Genomic DNA, 16,205 nt, shown 5'->3' with positions numbered 1-16,205 from the left:
AGGGGTGTCTCGGGGGACAACCCTGATGCTCCGCTCCGCCGGCCGTGTGAACATCGATGGCATGCCGGACGTCGCAGCAGCGCCACCACTTGTCGAACCGCGACCGCCGCGCAAGCTCTACCGCAGCAGCGACGGTCGCTGGCTGGGTGGCGTGGCGCGGGGGCTCGCCGGGCATCTCGGGCTGCCTGTGGTCTGGGTGCGGCTGGTCTTCGTCGGCCTCTTCATGGCGGACGGCCTCGGTGCTCTGCTCTACGCGGCCTTCTGGTTCTTCGTCCCGCTCGGTGTCGGAGGGGTGGAGGCGCAGAAGCCGCCCTCCTTCGTCACCACCGAGACCTCGCCCGACGGCCGCCGCAGAATAGTCGCCCGCAAGCCCGACAAGGGCCAGATCATCGCCCTGCTGCTCATGGTCGTGGTGGCCATGGTCTTCGTGGGCAATGTCAACGTGGGCGGTGGCGCCACCGTCTATCTGTGGCCGACCGTGCTGGTCAGCGCCGGGGTCGCCCTGGTGTGGCGGCAGGCGGACAACGCCCGCCGGGCCCGCTGGGTCGAGGCCGGCCGCCGCAAGCGCACGCTCAACCTGCTCAGGGCGGTCGCCGGTGTCCTGCTGGTCACCGCGGGCGTGACCGCGATCTTCGTCCTCCAGGGCTCGGCCGCCCATCTGGGGTCGGTGCTCCAGGCGGCGCTGGCCGTGCTCGTCGGGATAACGCTGCTCGCCGGTCCGTACCTGGTCCGGATGACGCAGGACCTCTCCCAGGAGCGCCTGATGCGTATCCGCGCCCAGGAGCGGGCGGAGGTCGCCGCCCATGTCCATGACTCGGTCCTGCACACCCTGACCCTGATCCAGCGCAACGCGGAGAACGCGGGCGAGGTGCGCCGTCTGGCCCGTGCCCAGGAGCGCGACCTGCGCACCTGGCTGTACAAGCCCGAGGGCACCGGCAAGGAGGAGGCCGAGGAGCCGGACACCCTCGCCGACGCGGTCCGGGGCAACGCGGCCGAGGTCGAGGACAAGCACGGCGTCCCGATCGAGGTGGTCGTGGTCGGCGACTGCCCGCTCGACGACAGAATCGGGGCACAGATGCAGGCCGCGCGCGAGGCAATGGTGAACGCCGCCAAGTACGGTGGCGAGGGCGGTGCCGTGCAGGTCTACGCCGAGGTCGAGGGCAGGACGGTGTTCGTCTCCGTCCGCGACCGGGGGCCCGGCTTCGATCTCGACTCGATACCCGCCGACCGGATGGGCGTCAGGGAATCGATCATCGGCCGCATGGAGCGCCATGGGGGCACGGCGCGGCTGCGCGCGGTGCCGGGCGGTGGCACGGAGGTCGAGCTGGAGATGGAGAGGGCGGAGAACACGACATGAGCGACCCGACCGAGGCGAGCGGTACGGCCGGAGCGGCGGAGCCGGCCGAGGCGGTCGAGCCCTGCCGTCCCGCGGGGGGCGGCCCGGGGCGGCATGTGCGGGTGGTCCTGGTCGACGACCACCGTATGTTCCGCACGGGTGTGCAGGCCGAGATCGGCCAGACCGAGCAGACCGGGGTCGAGGTGGTCGGCGAGGCCGCGGACGTCGACCAGGCGGTCACGGTGATCACGGCCACCCGGCCCGAGGTGGTCCTGCTGGATGTGCATCTGCCGGGCGGCGGCGGGGTGGAGGTGCTGCGCCGCAGCGCGCCGCTGATGGCGGACGCCGAGCAGCCGGTGCGTTTCCTGGCCCTGTCGGTGTCGGACGCGGCGGAGGATGTGATCGGGGTGATCCGCGGCGGTGCGCGCGGGTACGTCACCAAGACGATCACGGGCACGGATCTGGTGGACTCCATCTTCCGGGTCCAGGAGGGCGACGCGGTGTTCTCGCCGCGGCTCGCCGGGTTCGTCCTCGACGCGTTCGCCTCCACGGACGCGCCGCCGGTGGACGAGGACCTGGACCGGCTGACCCAGCGCGAGCGGGAGGTGCTGCGGCTGATCGCCCGGGGTTATGCGTACAAGGAGATCGCCAAGCAGTTGTTCATCTCGGTGAAGACGGTGGAGTCGCATGTCTCGGCGGTGCTGAGAAAGCTCCAGCTCTCCAACCGGCATGAGCTGACCCGGTGGGCGACGGCACACAGACTGGTCTGAGCCCGGGGCCCGGGGCCCGGCCCCGGCGGGCGGGTCAGGGGTCGGGGATCAGGGTGCGGCGTTCGTCGCGCAGAGAGCGGATCAGGGTCAGGGCGGACAGGAGGTTGGCGAGCGCGGTCGTGCCGACCGTCCCCATATTGACCGGACTCGCGTTGCCCCAGAAGGCGAAGACGATCAGTACGCAGCCGCTGATCATGGCGAAGGCGAGGCTGAAGACGGCGATCCGCCAGCCCGTGCGGCGCCTCTTGGCCTCGGCCCTCGACTCCGCCAGGTAGGCGGTCTCCGCCGCCGACAGCGGGAACGGCGCGGGCTCCAGGGCCGTCCGGACGGCGGACAGGCTCCGCTCGTTCAGCACTCCCCGGCGATCGTCCGGGTCGGCCTCCCACGCGCGGGCCGCGGCCCAGAGGCGGGGCCGTAGGCGGAGAGCCTCGGAGGACTGCGCGATCCAGGTGGCCAGCCGGGGCCAGTCGGTCATCAGGGCGGGGTGGGCGAGCCGGAGGCAGGGCCGCTCGTCGTCCTGGGCGAGGCTGACGAGCAGCCGTCGCCGGATCAGTTTGTCGCAGAGGTCGGCGGCGTCCAGTTCGTCGGCGATGGACTTGGGGACGGCGGGTGCCAGGGGGCGGCCGTCGGTGTCGAGGGCGACCAGTTGCAGCAGAAGGGCGCGGGCGCGGTCGCTGTCCTCGGCGGAGAGGCGCTGGAACAGTTCCTCGGCCGTGTCGGTGAGGCTCGCGCCGATGCCGCCCGCGTACGCCTGGTGGGTGAGGTAGCCGTCCTCCCGGTGCAGCCACAGCCGGTCCAGGGCCGTCTGGAGCAGCGGGAGCGGGCCGGCGCCCTCGCCGATGTCCTTCAGCAGCCGGTCGGTGAGGCCGGGTTCGAGTTGGAGGCCGCGGGCGCGGGCGGGCAGTTCCACCGCCTGCCACAGCTCCTCCTCGGTGAGGGGCGGCACCTCGACGGTGCACACGGCGAAGGAGTGAGCGTCGCGCCGTACATCGGCGAGAGAGTCCGAGCGGACCACGGCGATCGGAAGAATCGACGAGTCCTCGGTCAGGGACCGGAGGGAGGAGAGGAGGACGTGGCGTTGATCGGGCGGTACCGAGAGGAACAGATCCTCGAAGTGGTCCATGACGGCGACGACGGGCTGTCCCTGCTCCCGGCTCAGGGCGCGGAGCCGGTCGGGCAGGTCCTGGGCGTCCGCCATGGACGCCTGGATCAGGACCGGCCAGAGATGGCTGCCGGACAGGCCGCCCGCGCGGAGCGCGGGGATCACGCCCGCGTTCACCAGGCTGGTCTTCCCGCTGCCCGAGTCGCCGACGATCGTGCACATACGGAACTCGCGCAGGGTGGCGAGCACCCGGTCCAGCACGGGTTCCCGGCCGAAGAACAGATCGGCGTCGGCGGTGGAGAAGGCGGCGCGTCCCGGGTACGGGGTGCGGATCTCCTCGGACGGCGTCCGGCGGTCACCCCCCTCGTCCCGGAGCGCCGCCCGGACGGTGTCCACCAGCAGTGGGTCGTTCCAGCCCATGCGGAGGTCGAGGGCCTGGTGGTCCGCCAACTCGTCCGGAGGCCGGGTGGCGCCGGGCAGCAGAACCGGCAGGATCGCCGCGTCGCCCCGGACGGCGAGGGCCTCGATTTCCCGCAGTTGCCAGAGGCCGAGCCGTTTCGACGCGCCGACGAGGACCAGGCAGAGTCGGGCCCGTACGCCTTCGTCCCGGGACCGGGACCGGCCGGGGAAGTGCTCGACGACATGGAGGCCGCCCCGGTGCGTCAGCAGGCCGCGCAGCCGGTCGGCCGCCTCCCGGTCGGCCGCGCGGTACGAGATCAGCACATCCGGCGTCGAGAAGCGGGTGGTGGGGTCGTAGCGGGTCTCCGTCGGCTCGCTCGGCGAGGCCGGGCGGTGGTCCGCCGGTGGCGGGCGGAGTTCCGCGAGCGGGCTGGTGCCGGGGGCGAGCAGGGTGATGGCGCTGCGCAGGCTGGCGTAGGCGCGGGCCAGGCCGCGGCGTTCGGCGGCGCGGCTCGGGTCGGTGATGACCTGCTCGTCGAAGGCGTAGGCCGGTTCGTAGGGGATCTGGAGGTCCCAGAAGCGCAGGCCGGCGGCGGGGAGGGGGTCGGGGGTGTACGCGTCGAAGGCGTGATGGAAGCGGGCGGCGAAGGAGTCGAGAAGGGCGGTGTCCTGCTGGTCGACGCGGGCGGGGACGACCAGGACCTCCAGGGGGCGGTCGCCGCGTACCCGGCGGACCTGGGGGGAGAGGAAGTGACGGACCATCCAGGCGGTGCCGTCGAGGTTCTGGAGGTTGGGCGCGCACAGGGTGACGACGGTGTCGGCGAGTTGGTAGGCGCAGACGCCGCCGAGTTCGGTGACGCCGGTGCGGCTGTCGACCAGGACGATGTCATAGCGCTCGGCGCAGGTGCGGCGGAACCATTCGAAGAAGAGTTCGCCGGACCAGACGAAATAGAAGTCCTGCCAGTCGAAGCGGCGCAGTTCGGCGCCGTAGCGGTTGATCTGGTCGTCGGTCAGGCGTCGGCCCGCCGCGAGGAGATCGAGCCGGCCGCCGTCGGAGCGGGGCGGATAGACGGTGGACAGATAGCGGTCGAGGTCGCGGAAGGCGTCCTCCTCGCCGTCCGTCCCGTCCACCGGCTCCGAGGACGCCATGGACATCGCGTACTTGTAGGCGAGCAGCAGGTCGAGGAGGCCCTCGCGGTCGCGGACACGGTCCTGGTCGATCGGGAAGAAGTGTTCGAGGCCGGGCGCCTCCAGATCGAAATCGACCATCAGGACGCGCATTCCGCTCCGCGCGAGCTGGTCGGCGATGTTGGCGAGGGCCATGGAGCGGCCGACGCCGCCCTTGTAGGAGTAGAAGGTGACGATCACGCCGCTCCGCCTTCGGTGATGAGCCGGGCCATCGAGACGGTGGGCCGGGTGCCCAGTTCGGTTTCCAGCAGCAGGGCCTTGGCGGCGCTGGGGCGGGCGGCGCGGTGGGCGTCCAGGGTCTGCGGCAGGCTGCTGCGCAGCCAGCGGTCGAGGTGGCGGCGGCTGGCGACGTTCATCTCGCAGAGCGGGTCGAGGGCGCCGCCGAAGCGCTGGTCGGTGTGGGCCAGCCGGAGCGCGAGTTCCCGGCGGATGACCTCGTGCGGGGTGCCCGCGGCGGGATCGTCCGGGGCGACGGTGATCAGCGAGACCTGGGCGCCCCGGTAGAGCGGGGAGGCGACGAACGCGGCCTCCAGGGCGGGGGCGAGAAGGGAGAGTTCATCGGCGACGACCAGACAGCCGTTGCGGGCGATGTCCCGGAAGAGGAGGGAGTGGGCGGGGTCGTAGCGGAGCAGATCGTCGAAGGCGTAGTACTGGAGCCGGATCTTCCGGCCGCGCAGCAGCAGATCGGGGTCGTTGACCCCGCTCACGGCGGCCTCCAGGATCTGCCGGACGGTGCGGCCGTCGCCGCCGAAGGGTCTCCAGTCGGCGCGGGTGGAACCGTACTGGCCGGTCACCGGGGAGCCGTCGGGGCGGGTGAGGCCGCGCAGGATGTCCGCGACCGGGCCCTCGGGAGTGGCGAGCAGGTCGGCGGCCTCGGTGTCGGTCATGGCGACGACCACCACCGGGAGGCCGATCTCTTGGTCGTGGCGGTGGGGCAGGACGGTGCGGGAGAGCGCCGCGTGCAGCGCGTTCTGCGGGGGCTGGTCAGGGGCGTCGGATATCTGTCCGGTGATGCCCCAGGGGTCGGGGTCGGGCGGGGTCCAGGGTTCGTAGCCGGGTGCGGTGAGGCCGAGGAGGGGAGCGGAGGTGCGGTCGCGGGCCAGGTCCAGGACGCGGCGGGAGCGTGCGGGGTTCTCGCCGAGGATGGTGGTGAGGGCGGGGGAACGCAGCAGGGCGACGGCGCGGACGGCGGTCACCGCGCGGTCCACGTCCAGCAGTTCCTGCGGGGTGGCGGCCAGCAGATGGGTGCTGGAGGCGGTGATGCGCCACAGTCCGCGGAGTGCCTCGGTGAGCCGGTCGGCGGTGTCCTGGTCCCTGGGGGCGTGCAGCAGATGGAGATCGCCGGTCAGCCTGCGCGGGTGCGGGGGTTCGGCGACCTGCCGGGCCGGGGCGGTGCCGGCGGGCGGCAACGGGAGGAGGGAGGCGACGGCGGGTACGACCTCGGCGGCCAGTTCGTGCGGTTCGCTGAACCAGCCGACGCCGTGTTCCTTCATCAGTTCGGTGCGCAGCCGCTTGATGCTGTCGCCGGGGTGGTCGCCGGGGCCGTTGAGGGCGTCGATGTGCCGGGTGGGCCAGGTGGCGCCGTCCTTGACCAGGAAGATCAGCCGCTTCGCACCGGCCGCGCCGGCCGTGCGGTACTCCAGTTCGGTGATCGACCGCCCCTCCGGATTCAGCGGGCCGGGCTCCGGTACGAAGCCGTAGCGGAAGGCGAAGATCCCGATGTAGAGGTCGCAGCTCGCCACGTCGGTGAGGCATTTCTCCAGCGGGCGGTTGTCGAAGGCGGCGTAGTCCTCCATGGCGATCACCTGGAGCGGCAGCCGCCGCAACGCGGTCAGCACGGCCGTCCGGCAGTCCTGGAGATCCGCCACCGTCGACGACAGATAGACCCTCACCCTGCGTACCTCGCTCCTTACGGGGTCAGAACAAGGTACAGGCGACGGCGGGGAGTTGGGGCGCGGTCGGCCGGGACCCGTCGCCGGGACGGTCCGACCGTCGGGCCCTACACGACCCGGGTCGCCCCCGCGAACGGCATCTGGTCGATCGGCGCCACCCGGACCGGGGCGGACGGGTTGGGGGCGTGGATCATTCGGCCGTCGCCGATGTAGAGGCCGACATGGCTGATACCGGAGTAGAAGAAGACCAGGTCACCGGGGCGCAGCTCGGAACGGGAGATGCGGCGCCCGGCGTCGATCTGGGCATAGGTGGTCCGGGGCAGGGCGACCCCGGCGGAGCGGTAGGCGGCCTGGATGAGGCCCGAGCAGTCGAAGGCGTCCGGCCCGGTGGCACCCCAGACGTACGGGCTGCCGAGTTTCTGGCGGGCGTACGAGACGGCCGCGGCGGCGCGGGTGTTGGGGGCGGCGGCGGTGCCGGCGGTGTGGTCGCCGGACGTGGTGCCACCGGCCGCGGAGTCGGTGACGCGCGCCCGTTCCTCTGCGGTGAGCCGCGCCAGCAGCCGGCGGGCGGTGTCCAGCTTGCCGGTGACGGTGGTGCGGTGGCGCTTCAGTTCGGCCTGGCGGGCGGTGAGCGAGGCCAGTTCGACCCGGGCGGCACCGCGCAGCCGCTCGATCTCGCCCAGATGCCTGCGGACCCTGGTGACCGCGGCGGACTGCCGGTCACCGGCCCGCTCGGCGAACGCGGCCCCGTCCAGATAGCCGTCCGGGTCCTCGGACAGGGCGAGTTGGAGGGCCGGGTCGAGGCCACCGCTGCGGTACTGGGCGGCGGCCACGGTCCCGAGCGCCGCCCGCTCGGTGTTGAGCCGCTCCTCCTTGCGGGCCGCCTCGTCCTGGAGCAGCCCCAGCCGCTCCCGCGCGGCCTCGGCCTTCTCCTTGGCGCCGTTGTACTGCTCGGTGGCGGCCTCCGCCTCCTGGTAGAGCCGGTCCACCTTGGCCTTGACCTGCGCCGCGGTCAGCTCGGGCGCGGCATGGCCGGTCCCGTCGAACGCGGTCGCGGTCGCCGCGCCGGCGAGGGCGAGCGTGGCCGCTCTGCGGGCCTTGCCGCCACCGGCCGGGAGCTGTCGGGGCTTGCGGTGCGCTGCCACGTGGACTGCACGTCCTTTCGTACCGTCTCGTACCGTCGTCCGGCCCGGGGCGCCGAGGGGAAGCCGGTCGCCTGGGGGAGGACGCTAGGCCGCGGTGTGACAGCTCGGTAACGGAATGTACGGAAATGGCGGGAGTGGAGCGGGTGTGACCGGCCGCGGTGGCGGATCGCGTCGGTGCCGGGTCGTCTTCGGGTGCGTGGATGACCGAGGTGGGGGTTCGGTGGTGCGGGAGGGGGACGGCAGTGTACGCGGGGGTGCCGGGGCGGGCGGGAGGTGCCCGGTGCGGTGCGGGGCCGGGGGCGCTGGTTAGGCTCCGGCCCCATGGACGTACTCATCCACCTCTTCGTCGGACTGCACATCATCGGCATCGCCTCGCTGCTCGGTGGCTTCCTCACCCAGATGAAGGCGATGGGGCAGGGCACCGCGCGATTCGTCCCCGCCATGCTGCACGGCGCGCTGACCATGCTGGTCACCGGCGTCGTCCTGGTCGGCCTCAACCAGGCCGACGACCAGACCGTCGACAACATCAAGATCGGTGTGAAGCTGGCGCTGCTGGTGGTCATCCTCGGGCTGGTCTATGTCAAGCGCGACGACGAGAAGGTGGACAAGGGGCTGTTCGGCCTGGTGGGGCTGCTGACCACGGCGAACATCTTCATCGCGGTGCTCTGGACGTAGAGGGCGACGCCGAGGGCTGCGTCAGGGGCGCGGCAACCCCGAACCCCGTGTCAGGGGCTCCCCTCGGGGGCGCGCGGCGCACGCCACGCGCCCTCCACCGCCACCCCCGCCACCACCAGCCAGGCCGCCACCGCGACCCAGAGCAGCACCTCGGCCGGGGTCCGCAGCCAGGAGACATCCATCGCGGTCCCGACCGACAGCATCGCTGTCGCCGTCACGCCCATGGAGAAGACGGTGGCCCAGCGCCGTACGTCGTGGCCCGGCCGGGGGCGGGCCGCCTCCGCCGCCAGCAGGATGGCGTACAGGGCCAGGCCGAGCGTGAGCAGTGCCCCGGTGACGTTCCGCAGCACCCCGCGGTCGTCGGCGTTCCAGAGATACAGCGCCGGGCTGTCGGCGGCGATCAGCCCGGAGCCCGCCAGCGCCGAGAGGGCGAGCGCGCCGGCCGCCAGCCAGTGGTCACCGGCCCCGTCCCGGATCTGCCGGAAGTCGAACCGCGTCAGCGCGAAGGCGCAGAGGACCAGTCCCAGCCAGAACAGCACCATCGCGGCGTGTCCGAGCCAGGCCGCCCCCTCCGCCTTCGCCAGGGTCCCGCCGAGCACCGCGAGCCCCTCGGTGGCGACACAGCCCAGGAACACCGCGCCCGGCATCCGCGCCCGCCAGTGCGTCACGCCGATCACGAGCACCACCGGCCACAGCAGCGCGGCGGCGGCCAGCAGGGCTTCGGCGAGGGGCTGCCAGTTCTGCGCGGCCAGCCGGGTGCCGAGGACGGTGGTCGCGGCGACGGCGGTGAGCGCGGCGGGTGCGGCGGACGCGACAGGCTCGGCGGGCGTACCGGCCTCCCGCGGGCTGCTCTGACGGTCGCCCAGGAGCCGGGCAGCGTAGGGACGGCCGCCCAGGAGCCGTGCCGCGAAGTCCGCGACCAGGGCCAGCCAGGCGATCCCGGTCACCGCCAGCAGGATCCCGGACAGGACGTCGTATCCGGCCAGGCGCAGGCCGATCGACATGGTGCCGGTCGCCAGCACGGCGGCCCCGGTCGCCGGTGGGCGCTGCGCCCACCAGGCGCGGAGGGAAGGGGTGCCGGTGCCGGACATGGGGCGATCGTAAGGAGCGCGCCGCCCGGGACGACGGGGGCGCGCACGGGGGCGGACGGAAAGGGGTAAATCGGTACTAGCCGGATAGGGGGCGGACGTGCTCGGCAGCCATCCGCGGCCGATGAGTGCCCGCCCGTCCCGCCCTCGCAGTAACGGGCCCGCCCAGCCCTCGCAGTAACGGCCTCCTATGGGCCCCACAAGGGGGCGTGCACCCTGCGACACGCGCCCCCGGCGCTCGACCGCCCCCAGGGCCGGTTCACTACCTCACGCCCCCCGACCCGGCCCAGGTCCGACCCCGAGCCGACCCGCCCCCCTCAAGCTCGACCCCGACCCGACCCCGGTCAAGCCCGATCCCGGCCGACCCCATCCCGGCCAACCCGATCCCGCTCAAGCCCCTCAGGCGGGCCGCACCACGCTGTGGATGGACGACTCACCGTCGTAGAAGATCGACTCCTCGCGGACATACGCCCCCGGCTTCGGGGCGTGGATCATCATGCCGTTGCCGATGTAGAGGCCGACATGGGTGACGTCGTCGTAGAAGAAGACCAGGTCACCGGGTTGGGCGGCGGAGACGGTGACCGTGGTTCCGGCGTTGACCTGGTCGTAGGTGACCCGGGGGAGGGTGACGCCGGCGGCCTTCCAGGCGGCCTGGGTGAGGCCGGAGCAGTCGTAGGAGCCGGGGCCGGTGGCGCCCCAGACGTACGGTTTGCCGATCTGGGCGCGGGCGAACCCGATCGCCTTCTCGGCCTTGGTGGCGTAGGACGGGTCCGTGGCGGGGGAGCCTGAGCCGGTCGAGCCGGAGTCCGAGCCCGGGGTGCCGGAGGAGCCGCTCTGCTCCTCGTTCTGCCGCTCCGCCGCCGCGGCGGCCTCCCGGCGGCGTTCCTCCTCCTCGGCCCGCTGCTGGCGTGCCAGTTCCTCGGCCTCGCGCTCGGCCTCCGCCCGCTTCTCCCGCTCGATCTCGGCGAGCCGGGCCTTCTCCTCGGCGGTCAGCTCGGAGAGCAGCTCGCGCGCGTCCGCCAGCTTCTGCTGGACCGTGGCCTTGGCCGTCCGGAGGTCGTCCTGGGCGTCGGCCAGCGTCTCCAGGCTCTCGCCGGCGTCCTGGCGCTTCTCCATGGTCTCGGACTGCTGGGCGAAGTAGTCGTCGACCGCGGTCTTCTGGCGCTCGGTGAGCCGGCCCATCAACTGGGTCTGGTCGAAGTAGTCCTGCGGCGAGTCGGCCAGCAGCAGGCTCGCGGTGCTGGGGGCGGCGGCCCCGGTGCGGTACTGGGCCGCGGCGTAGGAACCCAGCTCCTCGCGCGCGTCGTTCAGCTTCTGGGTGCGCTGCGCGACATCGTCCATCAGGGTGTCGAGCAGCTTGCGCTGCTTGCCGGTCTTCTCTTTCGCGGCGTTGTACTTCTCCGTCGCCGATTCGGCCTGACGGTAGAGGTCGTCGACCTTCTTCTCGACCTCCTCCAGACTCGGCTTGTCGTCCGCGGGCGCGGCGGTGGCCGTCTGCGAGAGCAGGGCTACGGAGGTCAGGGCGGCGGTGGCGAGGACGGGGGTGCGTATTCCGGCCAGGCGCGTGCCCGTGGGGTGGGACTTGCGGTGCGACGCCAAGGAGGCGACTCCTTCCATGGGCCGCCTACCGGGTTAGCTGTCGGGTTCGGGCGGGTGCTTCGGAAGGGTTGCCCTACGGTCCGCTCCCGGGACGGAAGTCGGGACCGATTCACCCCAGGTGTCGGTGGGTCCCCGGCTCCGGCCGCCCAGGGGGCTCGCCGGACTCGACGGAGGCCGGACGGCCCGGCGACGTTCGCCGGTGGGGGTCGTTCGGCCTGCCCGGAACCGTAGCCAACTGGTGTGGCGCCTGTGAAGGTTGGTGGGCGTTATGCCCGATACATTTTCGTGACCTTTCCGTCCGGCGGCCCTCGCGGTCCGCCCCGCACCCCCTCCCACCGCGCCCCGCTCAAGATCCGCCACCCTGCGTCACCGGGCGGGAGGAGGGGCGAGGAGCGGGAAAGGAGCGGGACGGCCCCGGGTTGTCAGTGGGGCGGCCTAGACTCGGAGAGCGATGAGCAGCCTCTTTGACGACAGCTTCCTGGCGGACCTCCGAAGCCCCCGCGGGCACGAGGAGGAGCCCCCGCCTCCCCCCGAGGACGAGCACGCGCCGGAGCCGGTTCCGGACGATCTGTTCGGCGGGAAGTTCGACGCGCCCCCGGACCGGGACGCGTACTACCGGGACGGCGCCCCCCGCCCCGCCCTCGACCCGGCCGCGCTCCTGGAGGGGCTCAACGAGAACCAGCGCGCGGCGGTCGCCCACGCGGGCACCCCGCTGCTCATCGTGGCCGGTGCGGGCTCCGGCAAGACCCGGGTGCTCACCCACCGCATCGCCTATCTCCTCGCCGAGCGCGGTGTCCACCCCGGCCAGATCCTCGCGATCACCTTCACCAACAAGGCCGCCGGTGAGATGAAGGAGCGCGTCGAGCAGCTCGTCGGCCCGCGCGCGAACGCGATGTGGGTGATGACGTTCCACAGCGCCTGTGTGCGGATCCTGCGCCGCGAGTCCAAGAAGCTCGGCTTCACGTCGTCGTTCTCGATCTACGACGCGGCCGACTCCAAGCGGCTGATGGCCCTGGTCTGCCGCGATCTGGACCTCGACCCCAAGCGCTACCCGCCCAAGTCCTTCAGCGCCAAGATCAGCAACCTCAAGAACGAGCTGATCGACGAGGAGGACTTCGCCGCGCAGGCCACCGACGGTTTCGAGAAGACCCTCGCCCAGGCGTACGCCCTCTACCAGTCCCGGCTGCGCGAGGCCAACGCCCTCGACTTCGACGACCTGATCATGACCACGGTGAACCTGCTCCGCGCGTTCCCCGATGTCGCCGAGCACTACCGCCGCCGCTTCCGGCACGTCCTGGTGGACGAGTACCAGGACACCAACCACGCCCAGTACGCGCTGGTGCGCGAGCTGGTCGGCACCGGGGAGCGCGCCCCCGAGGACCTCGACGTACCGCCGGGCCCGGACGATCTGCCGCCCGCCGAGCTGTGCGTGGTGGGCGACGCCGACCAGTCGATCTACGCCTTCCGGGGCGCGACGATCCGCAACATCCTCCAGTTCGAGGAGGACTACCCGGACGCGACGACGATCCTGCTGGAGCAGAACTACCGCTCCACCCAGACGATCCTCACCGCCGCCAACGCGGTCATCGAGCGCAATGAGTCCCGCCGCCCCAAGAACCTGTGGACCAACGCGGGCGCGGGCGCGCGCATCACCGGCTATGTCGCCGACACCGAGCACGACGAGGCACAGTTCGTCGCCGACGAGATAGACCGTCTCACGGACGCGGGCGACGCCAAGGCGGGCGATGTCGCCGTCTTCTACCGGACGAACGCCCAGTCCCGTGTCTTCGAAGAGGTCTTCATCCGCGTCGGCCTGCCCTACAAGGTCGTCGGCGGCGTCCGCTTCTACGAGCGCAAGGAGGTCCGGGACGTTCTGGCCTATCTGCGGGTCCTCGCCAACCCGGAGGACTCGGTGCCGCTGCGCCGGATCCTCAACGTCCCCAAGCGCGGTATCGGCGACCGCGCGGAGGCCATGATCGACGCGCTCTCCCAGCGCGAGAGGATCAGCTTCCCGCAGGCCCTGAAGCGGGTGGACGAGGCGTACGGCATGGCCGCCCGCTCCACCAACGCCGTGAAGCGGTTCAACACGCTCATGGAGGACCTCCGGACGATCGTGGAGTCCGGCGTGGGCCCCGCCACGGTCCTGGAGGCCGTCCTCGAACGCACGGGCTATCTCGCGGAGTTGCAGGCGTCCACCGACCCGCAGGACGAGACCCGGATCGAGAACCTCCAGGAACTCGCGGCCGTCGCCCTGGAGTTCGAGCAGGAGCGCGCCGGGGGCGGGGAAGCGCCCGAGGCCCCGGCCCCGGGCGGCACGCTCGCCGACTTCCTGGAGCAGGTCGCCCTGGTCGCCGACTCCGACCAGATCCCGGACGAGGAGGACGGCGCCGGGGTCATCACGCTGATGACCCTGCACACCGCCAAGGGCCTGGAGTTCCCGGTCGTGTTCCTGACCGGCATGGAGGACGGCGTCTTCCCCCACATGCGCGCCCTCGGCCAGACCAAGGAGCTGGAGGAGGAGCGCCGCCTCGCCTATGTCGGCATCACCCGCGCGCGGGAGCGGCTCTACCTCACCCGCTCGGCGATGCGCAGCGCCTGGGGGCAGCCGTCGTACAACCCGCCCTCCCGCTTCCTGGAGGAGATCCCGCCGACGCATGTCGACTGGAAGCGCACGGGGGCGACGGCGGCTCCGGCCGGTCCGGTGTCGGGGGTAGCCGCGTCCCTGTCCTCGACCCGGTCCCGCTCGTCCGCGTCCGGCGCCTCGGGCTTCGCCACCCGCAGATCGGCGGAGCAGCCGGCGGTCTCCCTGGCCGTCGGCGACCGGGTGACCCATGACCAGTTCGGGCTGGGCACGGTGGTCGGGGTCAAGGGCACCGGGGGGAACGCGGAGGCGACGATCGACTTCGGGGACGCCAAGCCGAAGCGGCTGCTGCTGCGGTACGCGCCGGTGGAGAAGCTGTAGGGGCCTGTCCTGTAGGGCGGGGTCCGGTAAGAAGGTCCTATGGGGGCCGTCCAGGGGGGACGGTCCTAGGGGACTGGTGCCAGGGGTGCCGTCCTGGACGGACGGTCGACGGTCCGCAGGCAGGCGGGGCCGCCCGGGAAGACCGGGTCGGTCAGATCAGGTCAGGCCGACCCGGCCGGGTCAGGCCGGTCAGATCGGGCCAGGCCGGTCAGGTCGGGTCCAGGCCGTGGCTGCGGAACCAGGCCAGCGGGTCGATCGCGGCGCCCCCGCCCGGCCGGACCTCGAAGTGCAGATGCGGGCCGGTGGAGTTCCCGGAGTCACCGGAGTAGGCGATGGTGTCGCCAGCCTTCACGGTCGTACCGGACGCGACCGCGTAGGTCGACAGATGGCAGTACCAGGTCTCGGTGCCGTCCATCGCGGTAAGGATCACCATCGTGCCGTAGGCCGAGTTGAACTGCGTGCGGACGGTGCCGTCGGTGGCGGCCATCACGGGCGTGCCGTAGGAGACGGGGAAGTCGATACCGCTGTGGACGGACATCCAGTTGATGCCGGACTGGCCGTAGTAGGCGCTGAGTCCGCCCTGCGCGACCGGGAGGGCGAACTTCGGGCGGAGCCGCTCCTTGCGGGCCGCCTCCTCCGCCGCCCGCTTGCGCTCGGCCTCCTGCTCGGCCTTGAGGTCGATGCGCTCCTGCGTCCGGCTGGCCCGGTCGGCGAAGTCGTCGGCCTCCGCGCTGAGGCTGGCCAACTGGGTGTCGAGCTGGTTGTTGGCGGTGGACGGCTTCACCGGCTGCGCGTCGGCCGCGGTGGTCGAGGTCTCCTTGGAGTCGCCGGTCAGGGAACCGACGGAGGCGGCGGCGATACCGGCGACGCCCATCACACAGGCCGAGGGGATCGCGACGGTCATCAGCGCGGAGCGCTTGGCGGGGGCGCGGCGCCGGGAGCGGGAGCCGCCGCGCGCGGCGGCCCGGGAACCGGGGGCCGGGGCGGACTCCTCCTGATCGTCCAGGAGTACTACGGCGGGCAGCTCGCCGGTGGCGGACAGGCCGTCGTCGTCGGTGTCGCGGGACCGGTCGTGCGGGTCGGTGCCGGAGTCGTGGGCGACCTGCTCGAAGGTCGCCGTCGCCTGTTCGTGGAACGATTCGCCTTGCCCGTACTCGGCGGCGGGGGTGCCGTAGCCGTCGTCCTGGGCGCCGTAACCCTCGTCCGGGGTGCCGTAGTCGCCGGTGTCCTGCGGCTGAGGCGGCTGCTGCTGCGGGTAGTCGGGGTCCGGGGCGCCGGAGTTCCACTGGGTGGCGTCATAGGCGCCGGTGTCGAACGCCTGGGTGCCCCACTCCCAGTGCTGGGTGGCGTCGGTGGGGGCGCTGGACTGCTCGGGCGGGAGCCAGGCGGTGGCGTCCCACTGACCGCTGCCGTCGGCCGGCCCCGGCTGCGGGGGGACGGCGGACAGCGGCTGGTAGCCGTCGGTCCAGGCGGTGGTGTCGTAGCTGCCGGAGTCGTAGGCGGCCAGGTGCTGGGCCGCGTACGGGTCCTGGTTCAGGATCTGCTGGCCGCCGGTCGACCACTGGGTGGCGTCATAGGTGCCGGTGGCGGTGGCGCTGTGCGGGTCGCCGCCGGGCAGGTCGCCGAAGAGGGGGTCGGTGGCGAAGGCGTGGGCGCCCTGATGGACTCCCGGGTCAAAACCGTTCGCGGAATGCCCGGTGGCTGTGGTGAAGTCACCGTACGGGGCTTCCTGTGTGCCGTACGCCGGATAGGGCCCGGAGGCGGCGTCGGAAGCCGGGGCCGGGGTGGTCAAAGTCCCCGACGGGTGACGGTCGTTCACCAACTTCTCTTTCGCCTCGACAACAGGGGCTGGCAGAGCAGTGCGGCGACTGTACCCGGCGGTATGCGGGCTCGACAATCTTCCTCAGGTTTCCCGCTCACCGGAAACGGGCATTCGGCCGTGTTTCGGCGGTCCGGGCACCGGAGTTTGGCTTTGTGTTCGAGACTTGTTCGATAAAACGGCCCTTTGAAGGCGCTGTCCCTGGGCTGTGCGGGGGTCCGGCCGTCGCT

General features: G+C 72.2%; 10 protein-coding genes and 1 riboswitch. Of the genes, 4 read left to right on the top strand and 6 right to left on the bottom strand.

Going from position 1 to position 16,205, the window contains the following annotated elements:
• Positions 1-25: 25 nt before the first annotated feature.
• Both AB0O01_RS12435 and AB0O01_RS12430 read left to right on the top strand, forming a co-directional pair.
• A complete protein-coding gene (locus AB0O01_RS12435) occupies positions 26-1,357 on the top strand; it encodes a PspC domain-containing protein (protein WP_365312726.1) in 1,332 nt (443 codons plus the stop codon).
• Entirely contained in the window at positions 1,354-2,106 is a 753-nt protein-coding gene (locus tag AB0O01_RS12430; RefSeq protein WP_365312724.1) for a response regulator transcription factor, read from the top strand. Before AB0O01_RS12435 ends, AB0O01_RS12430 begins: the two co-directional genes overlap by 4 nt.
• A gap of 34 nt (positions 2,107-2,140) precedes the next feature.
• On the opposite strand, the gene AB0O01_RS12425 is transcribed toward AB0O01_RS12430, so the two are convergent.
• From AB0O01_RS12425 to AB0O01_RS12415, 3 genes are all read right to left on the bottom strand, one after another.
• Complete coding sequence (locus AB0O01_RS12425; protein WP_365312722.1) at positions 2,141-4,975, bottom strand: AAA family ATPase; 2,835 nt, start codon at positions 4,973-4,975, stop codon at positions 2,141-2,143.
• Positions 4,972-6,687 (bottom strand): DUF4062 domain-containing protein, encoded by a 1,716-nt coding sequence (locus AB0O01_RS12420; RefSeq protein WP_365312720.1) that lies wholly within the window; start codon positions 6,685-6,687, stop codon positions 4,972-4,974. Before AB0O01_RS12420 ends, AB0O01_RS12425 begins: the two co-directional genes overlap by 4 nt.
• A gap of 107 nt (positions 6,688-6,794) precedes the next feature.
• A complete protein-coding gene (locus AB0O01_RS12415; RefSeq protein ID WP_365312719.1) occupies positions 6,795-7,832 on the bottom strand; it encodes an NlpC/P60 family protein in 1,038 nt (345 codons plus the stop codon).
• Between the two features lie 321 nt (positions 7,833-8,153).
• Between AB0O01_RS12415 and AB0O01_RS12410 the strand changes: the two genes are divergently transcribed.
• On the top strand, positions 8,154-8,507 hold the full coding sequence (locus tag AB0O01_RS12410; protein ID WP_365312718.1) for a hypothetical protein: 354 nt from the start codon (positions 8,154-8,156) through the stop codon (positions 8,505-8,507).
• 50 nt (positions 8,508-8,557) lie between these two features.
• On the opposite strand, the gene AB0O01_RS12405 is transcribed toward AB0O01_RS12410, so the two are convergent.
• Positions 8,558-9,598: a hypothetical protein gene (locus AB0O01_RS12405; RefSeq protein ID WP_365312716.1), complete on the bottom strand. Its 1,041-nt coding sequence runs from the start codon at positions 9,596-9,598 to the stop codon at positions 8,558-8,560.
• A 396-nt stretch (positions 9,599-9,994) separates the two neighbouring features.
• Entirely contained in the window at positions 9,995-11,194 is a 1,200-nt protein-coding gene (locus AB0O01_RS12400; protein WP_365312715.1) for an NlpC/P60 family protein, read from the bottom strand.
• 6 nt (positions 11,195-11,200) lie between these two features.
• Positions 11,201-11,374: riboswitch (cyclic di-AMP (ydaO/yuaA leader) on the bottom strand.
• A gap of 271 nt (positions 11,375-11,645) precedes the next feature.
• Here AB0O01_RS12400 and pcrA point away from each other — a divergent pair.
• Entirely contained in the window at positions 11,646-14,156 is a 2,511-nt protein-coding gene (gene pcrA, locus AB0O01_RS12395) for a DNA helicase PcrA (RefSeq protein WP_365312714.1), read from the top strand.
• A gap of 208 nt (positions 14,157-14,364) precedes the next feature.
• On the opposite strand, the gene AB0O01_RS12390 is transcribed toward pcrA, so the two are convergent.
• Positions 14,365-15,975, bottom strand: a complete 1,611-nt coding sequence (locus AB0O01_RS12390; RefSeq protein WP_365312712.1) for a M23 family metallopeptidase — start codon at positions 15,973-15,975, stop codon at positions 14,365-14,367.
• Positions 15,976-16,205 lie beyond the last annotated feature (230 nt).

The organism is Streptomyces sp. NPDC093252, assembly GCF_040683675.1.
Classification (GTDB): domain Bacteria; phylum Actinomycetota; class Actinomycetes; order Streptomycetales; family Streptomycetaceae; genus Streptomyces.
Note: the sequence above shows the minus strand (reverse complement) of the source record. Positions and strands in the feature narration are given on the sequence as shown.

Coding starts and splice junctions, on each gene's coding strand:
- AB0O01_RS12435 (WP_365312726.1), top strand. CDS start 26: ATGCTCCGCTCCGCCGGCCGTGTGAACATCGATGGCATGCCGGACGTC.
- AB0O01_RS12430 (WP_365312724.1), top strand. CDS start 1,354: ATGAGCGACCCGACCGAGGCGAGCGGTACGGCCGGAGCGGCGGAGCCG.
- AB0O01_RS12410 (WP_365312718.1), top strand. CDS start 8,154: ATGGACGTACTCATCCACCTCTTCGTCGGACTGCACATCATCGGCATC.
- AB0O01_RS12405 (WP_365312716.1), bottom strand. CDS start 9,598: ATGTCCGGCACCGGCACCCCTTCCCTCCGCGCCTGGTGGGCGCAGCGC.
- pcrA (WP_365312714.1), top strand. CDS start 11,646: ATGAGCAGCCTCTTTGACGACAGCTTCCTGGCGGACCTCCGAAGCCCC.